The following is a 26,068-nucleotide window of genomic DNA, read 5'->3' on the forward strand; positions in this document are numbered from 1 at the left end:
TGTGCGCTTAGGTCTTTGATTACTTGAAGTTGTCATAAAGAAGTCCTCTTTATGTCAACGTATTTTAGGACGGGACAGCCATAAACAAAAAAGCCGGAGTACGATCCGGCTTTTTTACAGCTTGTATTTTACGCTTAAATTAGCCCCATGTGTCCTGCATGGAACTCCAAGTGTTCTTCAATAAATGATGCAATAAAGAAGTAACTATGATCGTAACCTTCATGCATGTTAAGCGTAAGTTGCGTATCTGACTGTTGCGCAGCATGAACAAGTGACTGAGGTTTCAGCTGCTCGTGCAAGAACTCATCTTTTGTCCCTTGCTCTACTAGCAGAGGTACACTGTGTGTTTTGCTTGCTAATAGCAACGAGGCGTCGTAATCCTGCCATGCTGACTTGTCATCGCCTAAGTATCGACCTAAGGCTTTCTCGCCCCACGGACAATCTGAAGGATTTGAGATAGGGCTAAAGGCCGATACCGATACAAACTTATTAGGATTACGCATGCCAATAACTAAAGCACCGTGTCCGCCCATTGAGTGACCGCTAATAGCGCGCTCTTTGGTTACAGGGAACTCGCTTTCAATAAGTGCAGGTAGCTCGTTCACAATATAGCTATACATTTTGTAATGCTTATCCCACGGCGCCTGCGTAGCGTCAACGTAGAAGCCTGCCCCAAGGCCAAAGTCATAAGATCCTTCTTCGTCGTCAGGAACGTTCTCGCCACGGGGGGATGTATCGGGCGCAACAATAGCCATACCTAATTCCGCCGCTAGCTTCATTGCACCGGCTTTTTGCATAAAGTTCTGGTCGGTACATGTCAGCCCTGACAGCCAGTAAAGCACGGGCACTGGCTTTTCTTTCGAGGCGAAAGGGGGAAGAAAAATTGCGAAGGTCATATCACATTGTGTTGTTTCAGCTTTATGGGTATAGCGTAAATGCCGTCCCCCGAATGCTCTATTTTCGCCAATAAGCTCCATTTCAGCTCCTTAAATACGTAAATTTGCACCTTTATTGTGGAATCAGTAAAGGCTCTATCGGATTTTAGATCAAGTTCGTTTACACTAAGCGCCTAATTTTTGAGGTAAGTACAATGGTAAAAGCACTGTTGCATCATATTGTTGGCACTATTTCGGTCATCTGCTATTTCGTCAATACGGTAGTGTGGTCAACGCCTATTTTTATATTGGCTATTTTTAAACTTATACCTATTGCGCCGTGGCGACGATTCATTTCTTATTTACTCGACGCATGCGCGACTGCGTGGATCGGCGTTAATAACCTGAATCAGCGCATCAGCGGACGCACCAAATGGCAAGTAAACGGACTAGAAAAACTCACTCGAGATGATTGGTATCTCGTTGTTGCTAACCATCAATCTTGGGTCGATATCTTAGTTCTTCAACGTGTATTTAACCGAAGAATCCCATTTTTGAAGTTTTTCCTCAAAAAAGAGCTTATCTATGTTCCCATTTTAGGTCTGGCTTGGTGGGCACTCGATTTTCCATTTATGCGCCGATATTCCAAATCATTTTTGGCTAAAAACCCGCATTTGAAAGGAAAGGATATGGAAACCACGCGTCAAGCGTGTGAGAAATTTAGGAATAAGCCTGTAAGTATTATGAATTTTGTTGAAGGCACCCGCTTTACGCAAGCCAAGCACGACAAGCAGGCCTCGCCTTTCACTCATTTACTTAAGCCTAAAGCAGGCGGCATTGCATTCGTTTTATCTGCGATGGGCGATCATTTGCATAAGCTTATTGATGTCACAATTGATTATCCGAACGGCGTACCGTCTTTCTGGGACTTCGTTAGTGGTAAGGTTCGTGATATTCGTGTGAATATCAACGTAATGCCCATCAAAGACATTATGGAAAACGGCATTTTCAGCGACAATTATTTTGATGATCCGCAAGTTCGAGCCCGTTTTCAGACGTGGTTGAATGAACGCTGGCATGCCAAAGATCAACTTTTAGATTCACTAAACGCAACACAGAAACCATTATGATTCGCGCAGTACTCGCTCCTTTTATTTTCGTATTACATACTTCACTACAAATCCTCAATCTTGCGTTGTGGGGAGGCTTAATTATCTTACTGGGTTTGGTAAAACTTATTATGCCTAACGGAAAGATAAGAACGGCATGGAATAAAGTGATGCACGGGCTAATGTTTAGCTTCGGACGGGTCAGCGTTCTCATGATACGCTTGTTTAACCGCGTAGATATTGAGTGTTCGGTACACGGCGAACTGTCAAAAGACCGTTGGTATCTGATTATTGCCAATCATTTAAGCTACCTCGACATTATTCTGCTCATTGAATTCGCAACGAACCGCATTCCTGCACCCAAATTTTTCCTTAAGAAAGAGCTTATTTGGCTGCCATTTGTCGGACTGGGTGCCTGGGCACTTGATATGCCGTTTATGCACAGATACACCCGTGCGTATTTAGAAAAGCACCCAGAGAAAAAAGGAAAGGATCTCGAAACCACCAAAGCGTATTGTGAGAAGTTTAGAACGGTGCCCACAACGGTCATTAACTTTGTAGAGGGAACTCGATTTACTTCATTGAAGCATCTGTCAAAGCAAAGTCCCTATGAAAACCTCCTGCCCCCCAAAGCCGGCGGCGTTTCCTTTACGCTCTCAGCTATGGGCGAATTATTTACCAACGTGTTAGATATCTCGCTGCTTTACCCGGAAAATAAGCGTCACCCTATGATGGCAATGCTTAGCGGTCAGATGACAAAAATCGTGATCGATGTGAACGTTACGCCGGTACCTGAATTACAACAGCATTCAGAACGCACTGAGTCTGAGTTTCGTCTTTATTTCCAAAACTGGTTGAACGGTCTATGGGAAAATAAAGACAACCGTATAAAGAAAATGTTGGAGTCGTAATTAATGGAAGTCAGTGCTTCAGTACGCGATAACTTTATTCACATAGTTAATGATATTTTCCCGAATCTTACTACTGAAGATCCGCTGTATAACGTCATCGCACTAAGTAGTATTTTAGTGGTGTCGGCGGTAATCTATATTATCGCAAGGCTATTGGTGCGCCCCCAGATAGCCAGTTGGGTATACAAATCCAATAACCTCTGGGACAACGCCTTGCAGCAGCACGGATTTTTCCGTCGCTTAATGCACCTGTTTCCTGCCCTGTTTATTTACTTAACCACACCCGTACTTATTAGCGATGAAGCCGTGATGCACGGTATGGTGATAAAGAGCGCTCAGCTATACATGCTATATAGCGGCCTTCTTGCCTTATATGCCATGTTGAGCACAGTGGAAGACGTTTATAACGCCTCAGCGCTTGCTAAACGCGCACCTATCACTGGCTTTATTCAAGTTACCAAATTGGCATTTGCTATTGTCACCATACTATTAAGTATCTCTTTAATTGTAGACAGAAGCCCGCTACTTATTGTGTCTGGCTTAACCGCCATTGCCGCTGTTTTACTATTGATATTCAGAGACACCATTCTGGGCTTTGTTGCCGGCATTCAAATAGCCGCTAACCGCATGTTTAATACGGGCGACTGGATTGCCATGCCTAAGTATGAAGTAGATGGTGAAATACTCGAGATAGGCCTTACCAACGTCAAAGTACAGAACTGGGATAAAACCATTTCTACGCTGCCGACTTACAGCCTTACTACAGAAGCAGTTAAGAACTGGCGCGGTATGCAAGAGTCTGGCGGACGCAGAATTAAGCGCGCCATTTATATTGATGTGCACTCTATTAAGCTTTGTGACAACGATATGCTAGAGCGCTTTTCGAAAATTCGCTATATCAACGAATATATCGATAAGAAGAAAAATGAGCTCCGCGCTTATCACCGAGATTACTCCATTGATGAGTCGGATCTGCTAAACAGCCGTCGCCTTACCAACATCGGCACTTTTAGAGCTTATTTAGAGGCATACTTGCGCAAGCACCCGGATATAAACCAAGAACTGACCCTAATGGTTAGGCAGCTACCGCCTAATGAGCTTGGTTTACCTTTAGAAATTTACTGCTTCAGTGCACAAAAGGAATGGGTTAGGTACGAAAAAGTACAGGCGGATATTTTCGACCACGTTATGGCTATGCTGGATTTGTTCGATTTACGCGCTTATCAACGTGATGGACATTTGTCGCTGCTTGCCCATCGCGAACAAAGCGCTTATAGAAATAGTCCCGAAAGCGACAATGTGCCTGAGGATGCTCAGGAGAAGAGCGAACCTAATCGATAAGGCCGTGATGAATAAAGACTTGTTCAAGACGAAAAAAAACCGGCTGAGATAGCCGGTTTTTTTTAATGCTTATCGCTTAAGCCAATGCGTAGGCCATCAGTAAGCAAAGTACTAAACCAGTAACGCCAAAAAAACCGTACTCGATTTTTTCCTGCATACCTTCAGCACCTGCTTTAGCAGTCATAAAGCCCATAACGATGCTGCTTAGCCCTAGCGTAAAGGCAATTAGCGCAACACCAAACATAATTGCATTAATCCAATCAGCCATTGTGATAACCCCTTAAAAATATTGGCGGTATTATGCACCAATAAATAAGATTTAACCATGCTTGGATTGGCTTAAATGTACCGCTATTGGTATTAATTGATCTTAGTCAAAACTACTAATTAGTTGGTAATCTCACTAAATAGTGTATTTAGCAGAGCATAAAGAAATCATCAAATATCACTAACCATTTGAAAGATATAGACTTTAAATATTGGCAAGGCCATTGCTCTACCTTAGGTATAACAGCGAGTATCGTTAGCGTCTATCTGACAGTGACACTACAACGCATTGCAGTTTGCTTCGAGCACTTTCGTTAACGCGTCACACGTAAATTAAGGAATGAACAATGTCTAAGAAACTATTACTTTCAGTTGCCCTTACCAGTGCTTTAATGAGCGGCCACGCATTTGCGCATGACAGCAGCTTTCAAAACAACAGTTGTGACATGGAGCTTGATGGTCATATTCAATATTACCAAGGTGACCTAACGGTACAGATGGACAATGGCTCAGTGATGACGATTGACTCCCATCACAATATGACCATTAACGGCGAACCAGTATCGCTTGACAGCGAACAACAGCGCTGGGTAAGTGAATATTACAACAACATTGATATCGCCATCCCTATGACCTTGAATATCGCCAGTGAAGGGCTGCAAATTGCCAACGTGGCAGTAACTGAAGTATTTACTGAACTGTTAGGCGGCGATCAAATGGGTGACGATTTTCGTGAACTGTTCGACTCACTTGAAACCAAACTAAACACTTCATTCTATGATGACGCAGGCAATATTCGCGTTGATTCAACTAAATTCGATGAGCCAGGTTGGTTTGACGAAAGCTGGGAGCAAGAATTCGAAGCGCAAATTGAGTCTTTAATCAGTGAGTCTATGGGTAGAATACTTATTGCCGTAGGAACACAAATGTTGTGGGAAGGCGGTGATATGTCTGAGTTTGAGCAAAAGATGGAGCGCTGGGGTGAAGATTTAGAATATCGCTTAGAAAGCCAAGCGGCTGCGCTGGAAGAAAAAGGCGATGCATTGTGTAAGGTACTGAAGAAAGCGGATTATGCCGAAGGCAAGATGCAGGCATCCATATCGGGGCTAGATGACTTGAACCTGCTAGATATTGATCAAGACAACCACCATGACCACAACGACGAAATGAAAATGTAGTTGGAACATTTAGCGAACTAAACGCGCAAAGCGAAAAGACTTGCAACGCTAACCACTCACCTTTGAAAACCGACTGTAACCCAGTCGGTTTTTCATTTTTACAGTTAACGACAACCGCCCTCCAATTAATGTACTCTTAAGCCCTAAACAAAGGGGTATTTAATCGATGACTCAAAATGTAGTAATTAGCGGCTACGGCTGGTTAGCCAGCTATGTGGGCAACGCACTTTCAGGAAAGGTCAATATTGTTGGCACCACTCGAAGCCAACAGAAACGTCTCGCGTTACAAGACCAAGGTATCACCGCAATTGAATATGCCCTGGGCGAAGATACATCAGCGCTTTGTAACCATTTGCCAAACGCTACCTTGTTGCTAAATATTCCCCCTGGCAGGAGAAACACAGATCTCGCGTCATACACCAACAATATGCTGCAGTTGATAGACGCAGCCATCAGCGTAAAGGTGGCGCATATCGTGTTTATCAGCACCACGTCGGTTTACGGCGATGCAACAAATGAGGTAGTGTCCGAAGTCAGCACTACACAGCCGCAAACAGCCTCGGCCAAAGCCCACGTGACTATTGAAGACTATTTATTGTCTAAACGAGGTCAGGTTGATATCAGTATTGTTCGCCTAGCCGGTTTAGTAGGCCCAGACCGTCACCCCGCCCGCTCGTTAAGTGGAAAACAGTTAGATGCAGGAAATAAGCGAATAAACCTTGTACATGTGTACGACATTGTATCTGCGCTGACGACCATCATTTGTGGCAAGCCGCTTAACGATGTTATTCACCTTTGCAGCTTGTCTCATCCTAAGCGCGGTATTTATTACGTGGATGCAGCGAAGGCGATGGATATTGATGCTCCTCGCTTTTCTGATACTGAAGCAGAACCTGCTGGCAAAGTGATTGACGCCGCACAAAGCTGGGCAAGGCTAAATATTACACCAGAGTATAGCGACCCCTATCGCATGTTTTAGGCTTTACACTTAGTGAAAACACATACTCTGACACATACAAAAACGGCAAGCTGTAGGCTTGCCGTTTTTAAGTTGAGCTCACTGCTAGCTCACGTCATTTCTTGTAACACCTGACTATCCGAATAGGCTCAACCCGAAGTATTTTACCGCTACCGTGTTTACAAAAATCACGAGTAAAATAAGCGGAATAAAGGTTTTAAGCGAAATATCCACGTACTTTTCAAACCAGCTGCCTTTGTAACCACTGCTGCCCTCTTCCAAAGAAGCATTGAAGTTTGCACTCTTCCAACGATAAATAACAAACAAACAAATTAGCAAGCCGTTTAAAGGCAAAATCGTGTCGTAGAACACATCGTAAATGACATCAAACAGTGATTTATCTGCGCCAGCGTAGTGCATAAACGACGTAAGCATATCAACTTTACCGAATGACAACGCACTTAGGATGGCTAGCAAAATCATAATGCTTCCTAGCGACCCAAGCGCCCATTTACGGCTTACACCTTTTTCATCCATAAGCGCCGCAACAGGTACTTCAAAAATAGACACTAGCGACGTAATTGCCGCAAAGAACACTAATAAGAAGAACAAGCTAGCGACAATCGATGCGCCCATATATCCAATCGAATCTTGTAACGCTAGAAAGATACTAGGTAGATAAGTAAAAATCATACCCACTGACGATTCACTTAAATCATCAGGGTTAATGTCTGGGTTAAAAGAGAAGATGGCAGGAAGGATCATCAAACCCGCAGTGAACGCCACGGCCGTGTCTGTTAACGCCACCAGCTTGGCAGCGCTCGGTACATCTGCACGCTTATCAATGTAGCTACCATAGGTAATAAGAATACCCATACCCAACGATAGAGAGAAAAAGGCCTGCGATAGCGCACCATTCACCACTTCAGCAGTGATTTTTGAAAACTCAGGAACGATGTAGAACTCAACGCCAGCCATCGCATTTTCGCGGGTTAATACGAAGATAACGAGACCGATAAGCATCACGAAAAGCGCAGGCATGAGCAGCTTTGCCGCTTTTTCTATCCCTTCTTTTACACCGCCTTGAAGGATGAGGTAGACCACACCAACAACGGCCGCCATATATAAAAAGATGGCTTCTGAGTTAATAAACAGCCCAAAGGTTTCTGGGTTAGCTAACTTGTCTAGATTTCCGCTTACTGCTTCGAACAAATAGCCGAAAAGCCACACAGTAATAACCATGTAGAAAACGGCAATCATGAACGGCGTAGCAATAGCTAGCCACCCCGCGACTTTCCATTTCTTTTCATTACCGCTTATATCACTGTATGCACCAAGCGGGTCTTTTTTAGCATGGCGACCAACTGACATTTCCGCCAGCATTACCGGTAAACAAATGGCAAAAACGAAAATAGCGTACATTAAAAGAAATGCACCACCGCCATTTTTAGCTGCACCGACAGGAAACCCTACCAAATTACCTATGCCTACCGCAGAACCTGCAGCTGCTAAAATAAAACCTATGCGCGATCCGAACTGTTCTCTGGCCCCGCTCATATCCCTTCCTCTTGTTGAGTTATTGTTATAGCAGTTCGCCGTATCATGCCTTGTGATGCACAAAAACGTCGTGTGCTCACAATTTATGCTGGTTGTCGGTACTTACTATTCGTAAGAATCAAGCCGAGCGAACTGGTATTATTTATTATCAGGATGGCGTTTGTTGTTATGACTCACGTGTGGCGTCAACGCGTTGTATTGCTACCTCTATGGGCTTATCAATACGCTGCACCATTCCCAAAAATAGCATGGTAACAGCAGTGAAATAAAAAGTCTTGATGTTGGACTTGCTGAAATGATGTTAGACCGTATCACCAAGTTACCACTTCGCCATTCCAGTCGATAAAATGACAAGCTTGGTCTCGATTAAGCGCCGAAAGGTGGTGAATGAGCTGTTTAGCGGTAAACTCAGGCGTGAACAGTTTCTTGGCGGCGACGTTCTTTTGAAAAGGCTTAGAAAGCCCCGTATCAACCGTCCCAGGGTGATAACAAACAAGCATCACGTCTTTCAATCTGCGCTTGTATTCTACCGACGCCGTTTTAACCAACATGTTGAGCGCCGCTTTCGACGCGCGGTAGCCGTACCACCCGCCAAGTCCATTGTCTGAAATACTCCCTACTCTCGCGCTTAAGCAAACAAGGGTTGAGCCTTCTTTACTCATAATATTCACCAAATGCTTGAGCCACATTGCGGGAATAATGCTGTTAGTCGAAAAATAAGCCGCTAAGGCCTGCTCGCTGACATCTTCCAAACGTTTCTCAGGATGAATGCCATCGCTTTCGCGGTGTAGAAAGCCTGTTGTGATAACTACCGTAGTTAACACAACCTGCTGTTCAGCCAGCTGTTCAACAAATTCGCTAATGTGCCTATCGTCCTGTTCGGCCAGCTGATGATAGGTAACATCCCCAGAATGATTGGTGTCAGATAAAGGGGCGCGACTAACCGCAAACACCCTAGCACCATCACTGCTATATTGCTCAATAAGCGCAGACGCAATACCGCCCGACGCGCCCACTATAAGGACGTTATTTTTCACTGGCTTCTCCTGGTATGCAGCGATCGCACTGGCGTTTTTTACCTGTTAACAGGTATGAAATGGTGTATCTATGCTTTGCGAATACATTGTAGAAAGCATCGGCTACATGACGAATAACAGGCCAGCGAAGCGGTGCATATAGCCAACCCATGCCCACGGCTTTCCATGCTTCATGAGTGACATCAAGGCCAGTTATCAACGTCCCGTCTTCACGAAGTCCGTGAATTCTTGCATTGAGTGCATGCCAATCCATGGTTGGATAACGGTTCGAAAAATCGGGGGCCTGAATATCTACCAATTTTAATTTGTTGTGCTTGTCTCTTTTTCTTAAATGACGCATTTCAGCGATACACAACGGACAATACCCGTCATAGAAAATAATCACGACTGAATACCTCTGCCAAATTTTGAACACGTTTATACGCATTCTTATCAGTTGCAAACTGCTTGAAGGAAAGCAGCTAGCCTCACATGTTAAAACCTTTCACTCAGCTCGCACATTATTCTTATTTAATATTCGTTTATACGATAAAAAAACACGCTTGGATGACTTGTGTTGTGACCTACCCGCACCCACACTACAGACAAAGATTAAGAGAGGTTTTTACTATGGCAAATTTACAAGTCGCCACGTTGGCAGGCGGATGCTTTTGGTGTATCGAATCAGCGTTTAATAGCGTTGAAGGCGTGGAAAAAGCAATTTCTGGCTATGCTGGAGGCGAAAAGGCCGATCCAACCTATGAAGAGGTATGCAAAGGAAATACTGGCCATGCTGAAGTGGTACAAGTGACGTTTGATGCCGACAGCATTAGCTACCGAGAGATACTAGAAATTTTCTTTGCGCTGCATAACCCTACACAGCTTAACAGACAGGGTAACGATGTAGGCACACAGTATCGCAGCGCGGTTTTCTATCACGACGATACACAAAAAGCTGAAGCAGAAAAAATTATCGCAGAAATCACAGAAGAAGAGATTTGGCCCGATCCCGTAGTGACTGAAATAGTAGCAGTAAATAACTACTACGACGCCGAAGACTACCACCAAGATTACTTCAAAAATAATCCACAAAACCAGTATTGCTCTATGGTGGTGGCACCTAAACTTGCGAAGTTCAAAAAAACCTTCGCTTCTCGACTTCGCAGCGACGCATAAATAAAACAGCGATATTAATAGCGTTAGCCAACAATAAAAAGGGTTGCTTAAAAGCAACCCTTTTGTTTTTCAATCTATTCGTTTTCTTATTATTCAAACCAAACGCTGTTAATTTCTAGTGGAAATAATAAAGGCGCTAAGTCTTCATAACGCTTCTTATGCGCTTCACACGTCGCGTTTTTAAGGTAGTTTTTCTCCCAAGGGTCGTTGATGATCCACAAGGTATTTTCAATGGTCACTAATCCTTCCATCGACGAATTATCCATTGTGTACTGTTCGCAATTCTGGTCTCCGGCAACGTCGAAAGTAATAGGGATACGCTTTGTTGGCTTACTGCCACTCACATCAATTACCCACACTTCATTGTCGTTTCTTGCTGCGCCAAACAAATAGGATGCGCCCGTTGAATGAGTATATAACGCCAGTCCATTGATAGGATGATTACCTGAAGTAAACGAAGGAAGTTGAAGGTTAGGCTCGCTCACTGTGGCAAAATCATTCGACGAGAAAAAGTCTTCATCAACAGCCAATGTAAAAATTCTTGGCTGTCCTGCTTTATCTTTCTCTAGCGCCAGATATAACGTGCCGTCTTCAGCCATCGTCAACCCTTCAATGCCGTCGTTAGGAAAATTACCTACTTCAAAATCGTTGGGAAACTGAAGAGGTCGCACATCCGACATTTCAACCGAGCCATTATCTTTTCGTGTCAATTTTACCAACAAGGTAGGGTAATCTGTTGACCCTGTTTCCTCGTATTTGGATTCACAGCGAGGGCTTAATGCGCCGGTACGGGTAGCATCTTCGGTAACCGTATAAATTACGTTAGTATCTCTGGGGTCTACGGCTAGCGCTTCTAAATCAGGCTGCTCACTCAAATAGCTATAAAAACAGCTTCGGCGCACGGTGTTGGAAAATGAAAAGCGTTCGCTCGATGCCCTCAGCGTTGCGGTATCTGGTGAAATGCTATGAAGTTTCAACTGTTGAGTGGTATCAGCGCTAGCATCTGCGATAGTGACAAGTTGACCGTCTAGCACCACTAACCCTGAGGTTTGAGGATCAAACATAACGTTGCCTTTTTCATCAAGGATCCATTTACCCACAGTGACTTCTGTTAAGTCTTGAGGTTCAGGAGTAATAACAACGTCTTTCGGCTCGCTACAGGCGCTTATCAGTAAAGTGGTTAGCACAGCACTGGTTAAATATTTTAGCATAGTGTGAAGTCCTCTCTCCGTTTATTAAGACGAGAGCAAAAGGTAAAACTGAAAAAATTGTAAGGGAGTATATCGAGCATACCGTTTATTCACAAAAAAGAGTAAGGTTATGCGATAGACATCAGGTTTGCTGAGTACATATATGATTTGGCAACGTTAAATAGTCGTGCTGTCATCATGTTTTCAATTAATGTGCAGCATATTTAGTTAACACACTTACGTGTATTAATATTGACGAAAATTAAAGGAGAGCGTCATTTCTACGCAGCACTTGCCCCAAGTTATTGCAGGTCCAATAGTAAGAAAGGTGACATCTACAGAATGTCATATTTGGGTAGTAACCAGTAACGCCGATTCACCTGCGCTAAATCTATCTGCAAATGAAGTCGTCGTCAGCGGCAATTGTCAACGCGAAACCATACGCGTAGGTAAGTACGCATTTATACACTTGCTCTCTTTCACTTCGTCAGAGCCCTTCGAAGATACTGCGCGGATAGGTTACTCGCTATCTTTTAGCGACGATGCTCAGCAGGCTTCATGGGAAAATGAACAACGCGGGCTTCTTTACGATGGGCAGTCTTCCTTATGTTTCCACTACACCGAGACTCCCGAGACCATACTGCACGGCTCATGCCGTAAGCCTCACTTTCACAGTGATGATGCCCTAGCACAAGTAGATGTACTCCATAAAAATGCGTTCAAAAAGCAAAATGATTTTCCCGATCTCCTGTTGATGACGGGCGATCAAATTTACGCTGATGATGTCGCAGGTCCTATGCTTAAAGCCATACACAGCGTGATTGACCGTTTAGGTCTTTATCATGAAGCACTGGAAGGGGCAGTAGTAACCAACACTAATGAACTTGCCACACATGAACATGGGTATTACGAACGAGAGCAGCTTCTGCCACAAATTGCGACCAATACGGTACTGTCTTCAATATTCTTTGGTGCTAAGAAGAAACCGGTATTCACATCAGTAAACGCGCAAAACCATTTGATTGGCAGTGCGGAGATCATCGCTATGTATTTACTGGTGTGGTCCGACACGCTTTGGGCTGATATCAATATAGATAAAGATGGGATCCCCCCAAAATACCACGCTATTTTCGACAAAGAACACGAAGCGCTTAACGGCTTTGTAAAACAGCTACCGCAGGTACGTAGGGCCCTGGCACACATTCCTACCTATATGATCTTTGACGATCACGATGTTACCGACGACTGGAACTTAACCCGGGGCTGGGAACAAGAAGTCTATGGAAACCCTCTATCAAAACGCATGATCGGCAATGCGCTTATCGGCTACTTGCTTTGCCAAGGATGGGGAAATGCACCAAAAAAAGTAGCGCCATTAATTGCTAAAGTACAAGAATCCATGGGAGAAAGCGGTTTAAACTCGCACGATGAACTCATTGATGATCTTTTGGATTTTGATCAGTGGCATTACCGTTTAGATACCACACCACCTATTGAGGTTTTAGACACCCGCACGCAGCGTTGGCGCAGTGAATCTAATATGAATAAGCCCTCGGGGCTAATGGACTGGGAAGCACTGTGTGATTTTCAGCACTCTATAATCGGAAAAGAATCTGTCATCGTTGTCTCTGCCGCTCCCATTTATGGTGTAAAGGTTATCGAAGCCATTCAAAAGGTGTTTACGTTTTTTGGCAAGGCGCTTACTGTTGATGCTGAGAACTGGATGGCCCACAAAGGCACCGCGAACGTTATATTAAACATATTCAGGCATTACAAAACGCCCCCCGATTTCATCATTCTATCTGGCGATGTGCACTATTCCTTTGTATACGATGTACGCCTGCGCTTTAGGCGCAACAGCCCTCACATCACCCAGTTCACCTGCAGTGGATTAAAAAACGCCTTTCCGGATGGATTGATCAAATGGCTAGATAGATTAAACCGCGTGCTTTATCGCTCTAAATCGCCTCTAAACCTTTTCACAAGACGTCGAAATATGTCAGTAAAAGCGAGAGAACCAAGTTTGGGCTATGGCGAATTATTCAACGGTTGCGCCATTGGTGTATTAAAAATTTCACAGAAAAACACCGATGTTCAGTGCAAAGCTTTGTTGAGCAACGGTAAAGAGGTAGAATTCCCAGCTTCTAAAGACGATTAGTTCAAAAGAGGTATCTAATGAGTGATAGCGCACTGTCCATCGGATTATTTTACGGCTCAACAACCTGCTATACAGAAATGGCAGCAGAAAAAATCCAAGCGCAGCTCAATAGCCTTTTTGACGAAGATATTGTTGACCTTCACAACATTAAAGACGTTAACCTAACGCGCACGGCCGAATACGACATTATCATTTTTGGTATTTCAACGTGGGACTTTGGCGAGCTCCAGGAAGATTGGGAGTCTCATTGGGAAGAAGTGCACGGTTTGGATTTATCAGGGAAAACCATCGCCTTATTCGGACTTGGCGACCAACTTGGTTACGGTGAATGGTTTCAAGATGCATTAGGCATGCTTCACGATGCAATATTGCCATCAGGCTGTAAGATCGTGGGTTATTGGCCAAACGAAGGCTACGAGTTTACCGCCTCAAAAGCGTTAACCGAAGACAAAACTCAGTTTGTTGGCCTGTCTCTTGACGATGAAAACCAATACGACAAAACAGACGCACGCATCGAAGCATGGTGCGAACAGTTATTGGTCTCGATGGCTTAACGCCTATTAATTTCGGATGTCAGTGTTGGAAAGTAAAGGCCGTATTCATCAGCAGTTTTATCGCAACGGCCCAAGCCACAGGGACGGCGCTGATGTTTCATTTCAAGATATTCGCAAACTGTTTAATTTCGCTACGATCACTGTGGGTAGATGGGTAACAGCAGAAGAACAACAGATCGCTGCCAACCTCTTTTTCGATGCGCTTTACGATCTGGTCGCGATCTTAAATATCAATGAACAGGTGTTATCGTTAAACGGATCCCTGTCACTGGCTTTTGGCAGTGGCGGTCAAAAACACAGCAGTGCCCACTACAACAGTGCGAAAAGACAGCTTGCGCTAGCAAAAAATGCAGGAGCCGGAGCGCTAGCCCACGAATGGTTTCACGCTTTCGATCATTATATTGCGCCGCGCATGTTCGACGGTATTGCTGTCGGTAGCTTTGCCACACAGGCCTGGCTCGACAATGCCCCGATGAATCCTCATCCGTTGAATCAAAAATTGAGCGATTGTTTCTCGCTATTGTTCCTAAATGATCAAAAAAGACCAAATGAGTACTTTGTGCGATCCGTAGAAGCTGATCGCGCGTTAAAAATGTATTATTATGCTATGCCTCAGGAGATGGCTGCCCGCGCATTTGAAGCCTGTATTCAAGATCACGAGATCAAAAACGCATTTTTGGTGCAGGGGACAAAAAAATCAACGGAAGCTAGACTTGGCATTTATCCTCATGGTAACTTGCGTACATCACTCAATCAGGCATTGATGTTGTATTTTTACCAATTAGGTGTCGCTATTTCACATAAACAAACCTAGTTTGTTGTTTTATTACTGTGAAACTGAGTATTTTTTCAACAACAAGTGTTAATGAGCACACTGTTTTTGTACAAAACCCTGTATATTTTTGTAACAAGCAGTATACTAAAGCGCTCGAACGTAACAGAAGAAAGAAGACGAGATGAAAAGAAAGAAGCATACCTCGGCTGAAGACGAGGCTCAGATTGATATGACCCCCATGTTGGACATCGTGTTCATCATGTTGATTTTCTTCATCGTAACGACCTCGTTCGTGAAAGAGAAAGGTTTGGACGTAAACCGTCCTGAAGATAATCAAGCGAAAAACGATAAGCCTTCAAAAGCGCTTTCTATCCGTATTGATGCTGATGGCACAATTATGATGGGCGGCCGCGAAGTTGATATTCGTCGTGTGGTTGCAAACACGCAAACATACCTAGCGGAAAACAACACGGATTCAGCTGCTATCCAGGCTCACGAAGACAGTGAGCACGGTACTGTGGTAGAAGTTATGAACCAAGTTAAAATTGCAGGTATTGATAAAGTATCTGTTTTGGTTAAAAAGAGCAGCTAAAACGCCTTTCTGACCACGCAAAATAAAGAAAGCCACCTTCGGGTGGCTTTTTTCGTATAAGACCTTATACCAAAGTATCTCTTGTGCTATCGCATGAATTTTGTTCAGATCGTACCATTCGGTGTGTCTGGAAAATCCATGTTGAAACTCGGTTCCAGACTCTGATGTCACTGGAGCCATTATGCACAAAAAAATACTCTACACTGCTGTACTTGCAGCGGTTATGTCAGCACCACAAGTGTCTGCCGCCAAAATTGAATTGAGTGAAGCGTTTGAATACAACGCATTCATCTTCGATAGCTTTACTGGCCAATCTTCCGATGTTGAAGGAAGACTAGCTGTCGGTGGCGAAATGAACGTAACCGATTTCAATGTTGGCTTACTGTTATCGCCAGATATGTCTGAGTCTGCTCTTGCCGTAGGCGGTAACCTTCATTTCACGCGCGGTGATGTTCACGGTGGTTCAACTACCGTGTCAGGTATGGTGTTTGGATCTGAACTCACATTCGATAAAGCGGTTAACGCTCAGCAGACTGTAAATCTCATTAATTCTACGGTGAAGTCTGGCGGTATCTCATCCAAAGGTGATGTCAAACTAGGTAACTCAAATGTTGTATCAGGTGATGTGCACGCCAATACTGTGAAACTTGGTGGGCCTAATAGTGTTTACGACAGTGTGAGCAACCCTGCTTTATATGGCTCCCAAGTTGAAAACGGAAACGTATTTGCTGAGTCTAGCGTTGAACTTGATAGCAGCGAAGTTAACGGTACCGTAACGCTTAACGACGTTAACAATTACACCGCTATCAATGGTTCGACAGCAACATCTGTTGAACAGGGCAGCGTGAGTAAGGCTAACGTTAACAATATCGACTTTAATGCTATTGCTGCCGAAGTAACAGCGCAGTCTCAGGAGTTTGCGTCAATGTCGGTGAATGGCACAACAACATTGTCGTGCACTGACGCTAACGATTCGGATCAAGCGGTTGCTTGTACCGACGCTAGCAAGGATGTATTAAATACCATTACCTTCTCTGGCTCTGATGATATCAATATCTACAATATTGACGCTAGTTGGTTCAGCGCTGCTGATAAAGGCATTGTTTACGATTTCTCAACCACCAGCTACAACATCATCAATGTGTACGGTGAATCAGTTGAGTTATTTAACACTGGCTTCTTTAATACGGCCTTTACGCAGGAAAATGAATATTTCAGAGAAAATGGCCAGTACAGAGACAATGACAACAATGTAGGTCAGCGTCATGATGGCCTTTATACCAACAACATCTTGTTTAACTTTGTTGATGCTGATTTTCTTACACTACATAGTGTGGGTGTTAAAGGTAGTGTACTGGCGCCATATGCAGAGCTAAGTTTCTACAATGGCCATGTAGACGGTAATGTCATTGCTAATAGTTTGGTCACTCCGTTGGTGCAACTGATTAATGACGACGGCGAAACCTACAATGCGCCGACAGGCCAAGTAAATAACTATCAGTTCGGCGCTATCAACGTAAGTGAACCTGCATCAATCGCCCTTTTATTTGGCGCTGGATGTTTCATGCTAGCTAGACGTAGAAAAGCGAATTAACGCTTTAAAAAGAGAGTGAATCTTCAGGCAAAAGCGGCTTTATAGTGCAAAGCCGCTTAATCTTGGCGAAGACAGCAAAAGCTCATCGCTTGTTACACCAGCACCTCGCCCTTCTCGCCACCTTATCTGAATACCCGCTTCAAATGCTTGGTACTCAACCGCAAATGCTTTTCCTATATACCCAGCCACAATCCAGTTGTGATTGATTCGATACTGACCTTCAGCCATAAAATTTCCGCTTAAACCCGTATCTGAGCTTTCACCAAGGGTCGCGTTCTCGTCTGCCGTAGGAAATGCACCTCCAATCGGAAAGCGCAGATCATCGTCTTGTTCAACACGTGAAAGCGCAAGTGAACTTCGAAGTTTAACTTGCCAGTTTAGCGCCTCAAGCGTTAACAGCTCTGAATAGCCCCCGATGCTGACAAACTGACTGGGGCTAAAGTAGCCACCATTGCCGACCGTAAAGCCGCTTAAATTTTTATCGTAGCTTGTATAGCTCAAGAATGGCCCTACGCGCCAATAATCAAGCATGGGAGATATCATGGTAGCAATATCGTAACTCACATCACCCCGTAGAGAGAGTGCGCTATTGTCGTCAACCTGCTCGCCTTCTAAGCGACTAACCTGAGCAGTACCTGCAACAGACCAGTTGTCGGCCACTGCATGCGCTACTAACCCTCTTATGCCACTTTCTATCACGTAGCCCCAAGGTTTCGCGTGATCAGCATTGAAGGTTCCGGTTTGGCTTAATAAGCTGTCTTCTTTTGCCTTTCTAAATAAGGTTGCAGCTACCGTTGTACTGGTAAGAAATTTGGTTGCAGATATCTGCCCCGTTACTTTAGCGCCAACGGGTTGATCGAACATGGCATATTCAAGGTTAGCGTAAAAATTGAAATCAGGTGCCTGATAATGCGCTTCGGCGCGAAGCCCCTTATCTTCAAAGCCGCTTATTCCCGAAAATGCTCCACTCAATTGGTCGTTACCAAACCAGTCACCAACTTGAGGACTACCGCTGTAGAATTGCTTATAGTCGAGTGATACTTGCCACAGCCAGTTTTCATAACCGCTGCCAATACCAATATATTGCGACAGAACATCGAAATTACCGAGTCCCTCGCTCCCGCTTCGACTGCGAGTATTAATACCGTAGACTGCACTTAGGCCATCTTTAGTTTGTGCTGTAACTCCCCGCGCATCGCGATTTTGATAGGCTAGCCAAAACTGTTTTCTGGGCCAGGCGTTACGTGTGGTGCGTTCTTGCAATATGCTTTTTACCGCACTGTATCTCAGCGACAATCGGTTCAGTGTGGCTTCGTCGTCTTGATTAATTGTAACCAATTCATTGGCAATTACCGCATCGGTTGGCGTCTTCGCGAGCACTCGCTCGAACGCCGCTGTGGCGGTTGTGGTGTCTTGTATCTCTTTAGCAGCCCACCCAATTAGTGCTTGCTCATCTACACTTAACGATCTCAAACGGGCGAGTGCTTCGCCTGACTCAATACTTTGCTTGTAGCGCCGTGTATCGTAAAACTGAGCCTGTCGGCTAGCCAGACCATCAGCACAGCGTCGAATGAAAACCTCAGTATTGACACTACATGCTAGGTCGAACGCGCTTTGCTTGGCCGTGTCGCTGCTTTGCGCGCTAAGTGACAAATACCTGCCTTCATTACCGTTCACCAAACTAAATAGCGCGTCGGCAAAGTCGTAATTTTTCAAGTCGTATTGTTGCCATGCCGCACCCTGCAGCACTTCTTTCACGTAGCCGCTGTTATCAGATTTGAGAAATTGCTCCAGCGTTGTCGTATCGCGCAAAGACAATGCCTGCTGTAGCTTAATACCAGTGACACTGTTAAGGCCTTGTTGAGCGGATTGTTTATCGATATCACGAACTGCCGATTGTTGGGCCTGAGAGAACTGCTGCGTTGCCATTTCTAACATGCCTTTATCAATGGCCGTCCACCCCATAAGCAAGTAAAAATCAGTTCGCTTAATTTGATTGCTCAATGCAATAAGCGTTTCTACTTTTTGCTTCGACGTATTTGCTCTGGCTTTCGGCGTTAACTGAGCAAATTGTTCGAGCGGGAGGGCTTTAGAAGCGGGCTTATCTGGCTGCTTTTTTAAAGCCTGAAACGATTCTCTTGGCTCTGAAACTACAGGCTTGTTAGTACCTTTTAAGCGGCCGTTTATTCTGTTTAGTTCGGTTTCGACTTCTTGTGGCACCTGCCACGTAGGGTAACGAGCTTTTAAACGCGTAAACTCTTCATTGGCTTGCTGAATCTGTCGCTCATTAATATGGTACCAAAGCCCTGTTAAATCCGGCTGATCTTGTTGTGCAGGTAATATACCCAGATCTTTTTCTTTGTACGTTGTTTTAGCTTGTCCGTATGCCTGCACCGACACAAGTGACGTGGCCAAAGCGCCTAGTGCCAGATACAAAGAGGTGCGAGTAAACCGAGTTTTCACGATGCGTTATCCAAAACTGCTAGCATAGAAAGCAGCGTTAAACTTGCCGAGTAATAATCCATGTTTCGATTGATCTCAGGCCACTCTGGCCTTTGCTTTTCTTCTGATTTCATCAAGCTGTTTACGGCCATCTGCACTGAACGCATTCCCTTAGACATTTCGTACTCAGCGGTTTCCTCGTTTAACAGGTTGATGGTAGCTGGCGTAGGCGTTATCGCCCACCATGCATTGTAGGGGGAAAGTAGCTTCTCAGTTAACCTAGCGTTTTGGCGAAAACGTGGGGACCATGCAAGCTGAAGCGGTATACGGATCGCATTAAAACCAAACTCAGGCGATATCACATTATCTAAACTTAACGCACCAATCTTACTGTTATCGGACTCAGTACTATTAGGGGTGAAACGCACCCAATCACTGGGCAATTGGTAGGTAGAAAACTGCATATTCGACAGCAAGATCAAGCCCGACTCGAACAGGCTTTCCCAACGTGACGGAGTATCCGACAGCGAAGACAGGTCAGTTATGGCGGGAAAAACCCAATAGGACAGATTTAGCTGAAGGCTGCTATTTCCTGTTTGGTCAGATGCAAATCCGTATTCCCCAGGCAAGAGCACTACACTGTTATTATTCACCACCAGAAGTTTCTGCTCTACAGCACGTACAATATTCCTGGCGTCCTCCTCATACTTACCAACGCCCCACTTTTCACTTGCACGCAATAATGCCCACGCAATAAGAATCTCACCATCAGAGGCATTATTAGGGTCATCGATACAAGAAGATGAATTATCCACACAAGGTCGGTAGCGCCAGCTAAATAGCCCGTCTTCGCGCATGAGCGTACGTTGGGTCCAGTGCCATAATGCATCAAAGGTGTCTTTGTCGTTGGCGGCGACGGCAAAGAGCATACCGTATCCTTGCCCTTCGCTGTGAGACACATCATCATTTCCTGTGTCTACCACGCGCCCGCCGTCAACAAACAATGCCTTATACGCTATATACTGAGACTTGAATTCGCTATCTTCCTTGGTAGAGCACGACGCCAACAGGAACAAAAAACCTATCACTAGCGTCGCTTTTGTAGCGTAATGCAGCTTTACCATGAGTCTTGCACTTGTTTATTTCTGCGTTTAAGCAACAGGTAAATAAGTAGGCTTACAACAAATACAACCAATATAAAGCCTATTAACCAATACCACGGGTTGTTAGACAGCCATAGTCGTAAATGCAGCCAGCTGTCGTCGGCTTCACCCACTTCATATTTATCGCTTACCTGCATGATGAGTGATGGCGAAAGACCATCTTTCCATGCGAAGAAATCCCCTGCCATCTGCCCCCACATCGACAAACTAACCAGATCCTCGACTCTAGCTTGAAGAAGTTCCGGCGTCTGCGCTGCAACAATGAACAAGGTATCGGTTTGTGATGAAACAGGGTGTGCCTGTGCAGTAAGTACTGCTTGCTCACCTAAGTCACTTTCTTGAACGGTATGACCGTCTATGCGCATTTCTTTGAAAGACTGATCGTCAGTCAGGTTTCTTACGCGATTGTACAGATTGTTCTGTAACCGATAAGACCAGCGTTTCGTTGCCTCAATGGCCGTACTGAATTCAGACTGCTCAATATTCGTTAAGCTTTCAGGGGTACCTAGAACAATCACAGAACCTTCGGTTGTAATGTCGTTTCCAGTTGCTATTTTCACGTTCAATAAAGGCACTTGGGCTACTTGCGCTAATTTCGCTGAAAGAGTTAACGCTGTATCTAAATAGTCATCTGACGGAATAGCAATGGTTGACGATGGTGCTGACTTAAAGCGCGCAAACGGGTAAGCCGTTTCTGAAAGCAAGACGAGATTAGGTTGAACTGCCACGTTTCCTGCATCAGGTAGCTTTATTGCCGAAGAATCATCAAGCTGGAACACGAGGTGGGAACCAGGAATATCATCACAAGGCACACCTGCTAACGGCGCTCTCATGGTTACCGCAAAGTCTAAATTATTCGTCCCGCCTTTGAAGAACCGTGCAGGTATTCTTAGCTGATAGTCTCGGTAGGATTGTCCGTTAATATTATTAAGAGACAAACCGTGTACAAGTTCGTCATTCACGCTTACATTCATAACCGAACCTGGCCCAAAACCTGCGCCATATCCAAAGTCTAAGAGCAAGCTCACGCTCGCGTTTTCAGGTACATAAAAATCTGCAGGCAATCTGAATGACACCCGTTTGGTGAAGTTCCCCTCATCCCTAAACTGAGTGGTCGCCACACCAAAGTCTTGGAATGTGTAGTGATTGTCTGGGTTCAGAATGCGATGACGCTGCAGCGTTTCCGCCTGCATTTGTGACTGTGAAAGTACGGTAACTTGTGAAATAGGGTTAATCGCATCGTCCATTACCGCCAAGGCTTTCGCTGCCTCAAGTACTTCATCTTGCGTAGTACCGCTGACAATAAGGCGGTAACTAGCCGGTACAATAACGTTGCTGTCCTTAACAAACGCAGGTGTGCGCTGTGCTTTTAGAAACGCGCCATCAATGTCGTTAATCACTTCGTCAGATAATACCGGTGATAACGCGTCGACTGTACCAACTAGAATATGAACAGGCTGTTTTTGCTTGGCTTTGAGATACCATGCAGCACGCTCGTAGCGAGCAACATTTTGGTCGTTCCAAAAACTATTTTCTGTGTCTTCTAGCTGGGGCAAAACGTAACCATCATCAAAGCTGTCATGCTCGATAATAAGCGGCTGATATTGATTCCTAAGAGACAGTGCTTGAGCAACAATGGGAAGTGTCTGATATTTAATTTGATCATCAGCTTCTCGCGCCGTGTAAAGCTGAACGTTTCGCTGTCCGCCAATTCCTGGATTAAAGAATCCGCTCAGCTCATCTAACGTGAAGCGCTTTTCATTCACCGACGTCGCAATTTTTAGCGTTGAGTTGTATGCATTAATTTCGCTCCACAATTCAGGCGCACTGCCGTCAACACATTGCTCGGCATAGTGCTGACTTACCGCTAGTGTCAGAGAGTTAAACCCGGCTCGCCACAATGAAGTAGGGATCGCAATTTCAGATACAAGAGAAGGTCTGTCTGGGTCGAACGCAATCTGTCCAATGGTCGCATTATTGAATCTCACATACAGCTGAGAACGTTTTTTGATTAACGCCTGCGAGCTGACCACTTCTAATGTAAGTAGCGCGCTGTCCACATCAGTTACTGAACTAAGGGGAATTGGAATATCAATGGAGGCAGATTTTCCCTGCAAGCGCACAGTACTTTCACCGCCAAAAAAGTCGGTTAATCGATACGTGTCAGTTTGCGCCGCTAGGGTAAAAGGCATGCACAAACATACGATGAACATAAGGTATTTTTTTATCATTGATTTTCCTTTGCCGGTTTAGCAAGCAAACCTAATTTCCCGGCGAACTTCCCCATTAATACAAGCATATGCAATAAAACAGGCTTTAACCCAACTTTCAACACATGTTTTGCGCCGAACCAGTATGAGATAGCCCTTGTTCTTCTTCGTTGAAACGACATCCAGCGCAGACTATCACACAGTGAATAGGCGACGACTTCGTTTTCTTGTTCTTCGGTTTGAGGCATAAAGCGTACTCGAAGAATTTTTGACCTATTGTCGTAATGCAGAACGCTAATTGGCAAATGAACGTTCTTATTCAGTGCGTGACTCCACGATGTGAGCGTGGCATTTTCAGGTACTAACGCTCCCTCACCTTTCAAGCGTAACCGAGCTCCACCTAGCGAAAGATCGACCAAATCTCCAACCCAAGCTTCATCACTTGTAGTCTTAATAACGACACTGTTCGTAGCTGGTAGGCGTGCCTGACTACGCACCTGTTTCCGCTCTAATAACACACTAAGAACAGACAACAATAGAATCAAATTAAATACATTCCACAACATGACCACCACAGTAAGTTCGCGTGTAAGAGGCTCTGTTATGAACTTATAGACACCGCTCCCTAATGCGAATGTGATTACCAATATTAGCCAGTAAAACACGCTCGATAGTGGCGATACAAAGGTTCTGTCAAGACTCTCTCCTTTTGGTGTTACAACAAATGAAGGTGCCCGCGGCTTTAAGAAAACCTTGATTAATGCGTTTAGCGTAAATGCGCACTGTAGTATTTCATATAACTCTGACACTAAGGGCCATCGGGTTCGCCCAAAGAGCATGGTGGATATCATGTATGTGGCAATAACGTGAGGCAGGGTGAAGGCAAAAATTTCCAGCATCGATGCATGGTAAACCTGAAGCCCAAAGACCAAATACGCCAGTGGCATAAGCAAAAAGATGATGCGAGCAAACGGGAACAGCCAAAACATGATTGAACTCATGTAGCCCACTCGCTGATACCATTTTAGTCCTTGCGCTTTAAAAGGCTTTTTGAGTAGTAAAATTTGCGTCATGCCTTGTGCCCAGCGCATACGCTGCTGAATAAACGCATCAAACGTTTCTGGCGCAAGGCCGCTTACCATAGGTCTGTCCACATATACAGACTCGTAGCCCATTTTGTGAAGATCTAACGCGGTTTCTGCATCTTCAGTGATAGAGTGGCCGGAAATGCCCCCCACCAAATCGAGGTGCTTTCTTCTCATCAATGCGGCTGATCCACAGAAGAAGGAACTCCCCCAGTAGTCTAAGCCTTTCTGTATAGTGCCGTAAAACATGTCGTTTTCTGAAGGCATGCGAGTAAACGCAGAGAAGTAGTTACGCTCAACAGGATCTGGGTTAGCCATAAAATGAGGGGTTTGAACGAGAAAGACCTTCTCGTTTTTAAGCATCCACGGCACGGTTCTATCAAGAAAATCCGAAGTAGGAACATGGTCAGCATCCAAGATAACAATCAAATCACCCGTGGTATTTTGTATTGCACTGTTCACATTACCCGCCTTGGCAAACTCATTTTTTGCTCGAGTGTGGTAGGTAATGTCTAAACGTTTGCACAGTGCTTGCAAATCTTGTCGCCGCTGTTTTGCAGTGGCCGCTGACACAGGGTTTTCAGCGTTAATTTTCTGGTCGGTTCCGCCATCGTCAAGCAAATGAATACGAAGCTTTTCTTTAGGGTAATCGAGCATTTTTGCAGCGCGGATAGTAACTTCTAATATCCCTTCATCTTCGTTATAACTCGGGATCATGACGTCTACGCTGGGCAGAGTTGATTTATCTACCCCTTCCAGGGACAAAAGCGGTCGACTGAGCGGAAACGCGTTAACGATCGCCCCTAACACTGAAGTGATCCCCGCATAAATTTCAGCGCCAAATAATAGCCAGACGGCAATCATTGAAAGAAAATCTGAGTAGGTTAGCGTGTAAATACCACGCCACAGCAAATACCTGACGCTAAGCGCAATGGCTAGCACCAGAGCTAAAATGCGAAATAAATGCTGGTATTTTTGCGTGTGTCGCGCTTCTTTGCTGCACAAGGATATTGCAATGAGGATAACGATTGAAGAGAGAAGCTGGCCCAATGCATCCATGGGTGCCAGCAGTAGCACCCCAAGAATAAAGGATGCTACTAACAGAACAATAATGAACTGAGAGGTGTAGTGTTGTCTACGAGTTTGCGAATAGTCCAAGTTTGCGATCCAATACGTGTATTTGCGTTACACTTGCATAGTTCGCCCTGTTAATTAACGTAATTTTACCGTCCGACATTTCAATCTCGTGATTACTTTTATAAAACAAACGAGAAATGTCATCTCTCTGCTTTTTATTGCTTTTAGACGCTAACAACCACGCCGGATACGTTGCCATTCCAAATGCAGCTACAACAATAAGGCCATAGAACAATACTGGCGACATTGTTGGCGCTATGTACAGGGAAAATAAAAACATAGCCATACTTGCAACGGTAAATATACCAGTAATTTTGCGAAAACGTATAACTTTCATAAGTTTATTTTCTGCATCAAGCAGCATCGAAAGACGCTTCTTCCACAGCTGCTCTGTCTCTAAACTCGTGCGTTCTTCAACCAGTTGAGGTTTTTTAAAAGCAGGATTGGTATTTTTAAACTGTTGAGCAAGCGCAAACACGTTTACCGCAGCGCCTTCATTAATAGCGCTCTGAAACGATTGTTCAAGCGTAGGTGATTGGTCAAATTGTTGTGAGTTATCTACTAATTTCACTGCGCACACTCCCCTCATTACTACACACTGAGTCTACTTCCGTACATTCAGAGGAAAAATTGCTGAAACCATACTTACTGATTAATAACGATACGCTTACATACGCAAATTGATATTGAACTTTAGCTCATTGAACTTTGGTATAAGTCATGTAGGGCAAGGCCTACAAGGGTGTGAAGACTATATGAAAAGCCATATAGCAGGTAACG

Annotated in this window: 22 protein-coding genes; 11 read left to right on the plus strand and 11 right to left on the minus strand. The window is 44.5% G+C overall.

Features of this window, described 5'->3' with window-relative positions; genetic code table 11:
* Positions 1-134: 134 nt before the first annotated feature.
* On the minus strand, positions 135-977 hold the full coding sequence (gene fghA, locus AC0J2X_RS17655) for an S-formylglutathione hydrolase (protein WP_423084067.1): 843 nt from the start codon (positions 975-977) through the stop codon (positions 135-137).
* 113 nt (positions 978-1,090) lie between these two features.
* On the opposite strand from fghA, the gene AC0J2X_RS17660 reads away from it, so the two are divergent.
* The 3 genes from AC0J2X_RS17660 to AC0J2X_RS17670 are packed head-to-tail and all read left to right on the plus strand — an operon-like array spanning position 1,091 to position 4,236.
* A complete protein-coding gene (locus AC0J2X_RS17660) occupies positions 1,091-2,005 on the plus strand; it encodes an acyltransferase (protein WP_014977421.1) in 915 nt (304 codons plus the stop codon).
* Positions 2,002-2,895 (plus strand): acyltransferase, encoded by an 894-nt coding sequence (locus AC0J2X_RS17665; RefSeq protein ID WP_014950733.1) that lies wholly within the window; start codon positions 2,002-2,004, stop codon positions 2,893-2,895. The genes AC0J2X_RS17660 and AC0J2X_RS17665 overlap by 4 nt, the downstream gene beginning before the upstream one ends.
* A 3-nt stretch (positions 2,896-2,898) precedes the next feature.
* Positions 2,899-4,236, plus strand: a complete 1,338-nt coding sequence (locus AC0J2X_RS17670) for a mechanosensitive ion channel family protein (RefSeq protein ID WP_472996256.1) — start codon at positions 2,899-2,901, stop codon at positions 4,234-4,236.
* 76 nt (positions 4,237-4,312) lie between these two features.
* On the opposite strand, the gene AC0J2X_RS17675 is transcribed toward AC0J2X_RS17670, so the two are convergent.
* The gene (locus AC0J2X_RS17675; protein WP_014950735.1) at positions 4,313-4,504 is read right to left on the minus strand and encodes a hypothetical protein; all 192 of its coding nucleotides are present in this window, start codon (positions 4,502-4,504) and stop codon (positions 4,313-4,315) included.
* Between the two features lie 346 nt (positions 4,505-4,850).
* On the opposite strand from AC0J2X_RS17675, the gene AC0J2X_RS17680 reads away from it, so the two are divergent.
* Together AC0J2X_RS17680 and AC0J2X_RS17685 are read left to right on the plus strand one after the other, a co-directional pair.
* Positions 4,851-5,681, plus strand: a complete 831-nt coding sequence (locus AC0J2X_RS17680; RefSeq protein ID WP_014950736.1) for a DUF2884 family protein — start codon at positions 4,851-4,853, stop codon at positions 5,679-5,681.
* Positions 5,682-5,847: 166 nt separating this feature from the next.
* Positions 5,848-6,660: an NAD-dependent epimerase/dehydratase family protein gene (locus tag AC0J2X_RS17685; protein WP_049588732.1), complete on the plus strand. Its 813-nt coding sequence runs from the start codon at positions 5,848-5,850 to the stop codon at positions 6,658-6,660.
* 114 nt (positions 6,661-6,774) lie between these two features.
* Here AC0J2X_RS17685 and AC0J2X_RS17690 read toward each other — a convergent pair whose 3' ends face one another.
* From AC0J2X_RS17690 to AC0J2X_RS17700, 3 genes are all read right to left on the minus strand, one after another.
* Complete coding sequence (locus AC0J2X_RS17690; RefSeq protein ID WP_014950738.1) at positions 6,775-8,196, minus strand: sodium-dependent transporter; 1,422 nt, start codon at positions 8,194-8,196, stop codon at positions 6,775-6,777.
* A gap of 311 nt (positions 8,197-8,507) precedes the next feature.
* On the minus strand, positions 8,508-9,233 hold the full coding sequence (locus AC0J2X_RS17695) for an SDR family NAD(P)-dependent oxidoreductase (protein ID WP_014950739.1): 726 nt from the start codon (positions 9,231-9,233) through the stop codon (positions 8,508-8,510).
* The gene (locus AC0J2X_RS17700; protein ID WP_269351325.1) at positions 9,223-9,618 is read right to left on the minus strand and encodes a thiol-disulfide oxidoreductase DCC family protein; all 396 of its coding nucleotides are present in this window, start codon (positions 9,616-9,618) and stop codon (positions 9,223-9,225) included. The genes AC0J2X_RS17695 and AC0J2X_RS17700 overlap by 11 nt, the downstream gene beginning before the upstream one ends.
* Before the next feature lie 224 nt (positions 9,619-9,842).
* On the opposite strand from AC0J2X_RS17700, the gene msrA reads away from it, so the two are divergent.
* Positions 9,843-10,388: a peptide-methionine (S)-S-oxide reductase MsrA gene (gene msrA / locus AC0J2X_RS17705; protein ID WP_014950741.1), complete on the plus strand. Its 546-nt coding sequence runs from the start codon at positions 9,843-9,845 to the stop codon at positions 10,386-10,388.
* A gap of 89 nt (positions 10,389-10,477) precedes the next feature.
* On the opposite strand, the gene AC0J2X_RS17710 is transcribed toward msrA, so the two are convergent.
* Complete coding sequence (locus AC0J2X_RS17710) at positions 10,478-11,599, minus strand: hypothetical protein (RefSeq protein ID WP_283626992.1); 1,122 nt, start codon at positions 11,597-11,599, stop codon at positions 10,478-10,480.
* Positions 11,600-11,870: 271 nt separating this feature from the next.
* On the opposite strand from AC0J2X_RS17710, the gene AC0J2X_RS17715 reads away from it, so the two are divergent.
* The 5 genes from AC0J2X_RS17715 to AC0J2X_RS17735 all read left to right on the plus strand — a co-directional run bounded on the left by AC0J2X_RS17715 (position 11,871) and on the right by AC0J2X_RS17735 (position 17,251).
* Positions 11,871-13,736 carry a metallophosphoesterase family protein gene (locus AC0J2X_RS17715; protein ID WP_472996257.1) on the plus strand — a complete coding sequence of 622 codons (1,866 nt, stop codon included), beginning with the start codon at positions 11,871-11,873 and terminating at the stop codon, positions 13,734-13,736.
* Positions 13,737-13,753: 17 nt separating this feature from the next.
* Positions 13,754-14,290 (plus strand): flavodoxin FldB, encoded by a 537-nt coding sequence (gene fldB, locus AC0J2X_RS17720; protein ID WP_014950744.1) that lies wholly within the window; start codon positions 13,754-13,756, stop codon positions 14,288-14,290.
* A gap of 25 nt (positions 14,291-14,315) precedes the next feature.
* Positions 14,316-15,104, plus strand: a complete 789-nt coding sequence (locus AC0J2X_RS17725) for a CLCA_X family protein (RefSeq protein ID WP_014977431.1) — start codon at positions 14,316-14,318, stop codon at positions 15,102-15,104.
* A gap of 142 nt (positions 15,105-15,246) precedes the next feature.
* A complete protein-coding gene (locus tag AC0J2X_RS17730; RefSeq protein ID WP_014950746.1) occupies positions 15,247-15,657 on the plus strand; it encodes an ExbD/TolR family protein in 411 nt (136 codons plus the stop codon).
* Positions 15,658-15,838: 181 nt separating this feature from the next.
* Positions 15,839-17,251: a collagen-binding domain-containing protein gene (locus tag AC0J2X_RS17735; RefSeq protein WP_049588727.1), complete on the plus strand. Its 1,413-nt coding sequence runs from the start codon at positions 15,839-15,841 to the stop codon at positions 17,249-17,251.
* Between the two features lie 39 nt (positions 17,252-17,290).
* Here AC0J2X_RS17735 and AC0J2X_RS17740 read toward each other — a convergent pair whose 3' ends face one another.
* From AC0J2X_RS17740 to AC0J2X_RS17760, 5 genes are read right to left on the minus strand one after another with little or no spacing between them, the layout of a single operon-like run.
* Positions 17,291-19,714: a cellulose synthase subunit BcsC-related outer membrane protein gene (locus AC0J2X_RS17740; protein WP_239220161.1), complete on the minus strand. Its 2,424-nt coding sequence runs from the start codon at positions 19,712-19,714 to the stop codon at positions 17,291-17,293.
* The gene (locus AC0J2X_RS17745; protein WP_239220162.1) at positions 19,711-20,817 is read right to left on the minus strand and encodes a family 8 glycosyl hydrolase; all 1,107 of its coding nucleotides are present in this window, start codon (positions 20,815-20,817) and stop codon (positions 19,711-19,713) included. Before AC0J2X_RS17745 ends, AC0J2X_RS17740 begins: the two co-directional genes overlap by 4 nt.
* Positions 20,811-23,087: a cellulose biosynthesis cyclic di-GMP-binding regulatory protein BcsB gene (locus tag AC0J2X_RS17750; RefSeq protein WP_049588724.1), complete on the minus strand. Its 2,277-nt coding sequence runs from the start codon at positions 23,085-23,087 to the stop codon at positions 20,811-20,813. Before AC0J2X_RS17750 ends, AC0J2X_RS17745 begins: the two co-directional genes overlap by 7 nt.
* On the minus strand, positions 23,084-25,309 hold the full coding sequence (gene bcsA / locus AC0J2X_RS17755; RefSeq protein WP_283615732.1) for a UDP-forming cellulose synthase catalytic subunit: 2,226 nt from the start codon (positions 25,307-25,309) through the stop codon (positions 23,084-23,086). The genes AC0J2X_RS17750 and bcsA overlap by 4 nt, the downstream gene beginning before the upstream one ends.
* Positions 25,287-25,859, minus strand: coding sequence for a hypothetical protein (locus AC0J2X_RS17760; RefSeq protein WP_281716109.1), 573 nt, complete (start codon positions 25,857-25,859; stop codon positions 25,287-25,289). Before AC0J2X_RS17760 ends, bcsA begins: the two co-directional genes overlap by 23 nt.
* Between the last annotated feature and the right edge of the window lie 209 nt (positions 25,860-26,068).

It is taken from the genome of Alteromonas sp. R7 (assembly GCF_055755235.1).